The sequence below is a fragment of the Citrobacter sp. wls613 genome, from assembly GCF_005281195.1.
Taxonomy (GTDB): domain Bacteria; phylum Pseudomonadota; class Gammaproteobacteria; order Enterobacterales; family Enterobacteriaceae; genus Citrobacter; species Citrobacter gillenii.
In genome coordinates this window covers 1-1,326 of record NZ_SZXN01000006.1, presented here as the reverse complement: position 1 = coordinate 1,326, position 1,326 = coordinate 1, and the positions used below count along the sequence as shown (strand labels likewise).

Sequence of the window (1,326 nt, the reverse complement as noted above, 5' to 3'; positions counted from 1 at the left end):
TATCGATCTTGCTAAAAATGTGTTTGCTGTTCACGGTGTTGATCAAAATGGTAGAACTGTTCTGGTTAAGCCTAAAGTATCGCGTGCTGCACTTCCTGAGTTAATTGCAAGTTTGCCTCCCTGTGTTATCGGGATGGAAGCATGCTCCGGGGCTCACTACTGGGCAAGATTGTTTCGGCAGTATGGTCATGAGCCACGTCTGATGGCTGCTAAGTTTGTATCGCCTTATCGTATGGCCGGAAAATCAGGAAAAAATGATGCAGCTGATGCTCAGGCTATCTGTGAAGCTGTTCGTCGTCCGCATATGCGGTTCGTACCAGTGAAAGACGAAAGCCAGCAGGCCATGCAGTGTTTACATCGTACCCGTCAGGGTTTTATCGAAGAGAAAACAGCAACGTATAATCGTCTGCGAGGATTGATATCTGAATTCGGTGTCATCGCGCCACAAAGTGCTGATGCCCTGCGCCACATGGTTTCTGTGCAGAAGAGCTCTTTACCGCTTCAGGTTCAGCAATGTGTTGATGATTTGATGGAACACGTTGATCGCATTGAAGCTAACATCACTGAATATGACCGAATTTTGTCCCACATAGCCAAAACAGATCATCGCAGTCAGCGGCTGATGGAGCTAAAGGGCGTTGGTCCCACAACGGCCTGTGCACTGGTCGCCAGTATCGGTAATGCACATGATTTTAAAAATGGACGTCAACTGGCAGCCTGGCTGGGGCTGACGCCATCACAATACAGCAGCGGGGGAAAGTCGAAACTCGGCAGGATCACAAAAGCCGGTGATTCGTATCTGCGAACGCTTCTGGTTCAGGGGGCTCGTTCAGTGCTTATTGGCGCCGGGAAAAGGACTGACTCATTCAGCCGTTGGGTTTGTATGTTGGTTGAGCGCAGAGGGTACTGGCGGGCTGTTGTGGCCATCGCCGCCAAAAATGCGCGGCTGTGTTGGGCATCACTACATTACGGTGATGATTTCCGGCTGTACTCAGTCAACTAAAGCTCGAAGCTGTATAACCATCTGACCTGCAATTCGTTGATGATAAAGGGTTAGACCCCGTGAGGCCTATCTGGCTATTGTACAGGATATACGTATCCGCTTAACGAACAAGAACCTCACGCGCGTCTTTCATCAGGGTCCGAATCGATGACGATTCATCATGGCCGTTTATAGTACCGCAGTCTCTCCCCTTTATTTTTACTGAAGAGCAGACAGAAACCATAAATACCGGCTTTGACATGCCGGGGAAGTCCTTATAGTACAATAATTTTCGATATCCAAACTGACCCCTTGATCTGGTCACTTATTATACAGATTCGATT

At 48.5% G+C, this 1,326-nt stretch carries 1 protein-coding gene; it reads left to right on the top strand.

Going from position 1 to position 1,326, the window contains the following annotated elements; all coding sequences use genetic code 11:
• Nucleotide 1 precedes the first annotated feature (1 nt).
• Nucleotides 2–1,003, top strand: a complete 1,002-nt coding sequence (locus FDX01_RS00930) for an IS110 family transposase (protein WP_249360832.1) — start codon at nucleotides 2–4, stop codon at nucleotides 1,001–1,003.
• Nucleotides 1,004–1,326: the final 323 nt, after the last annotated feature.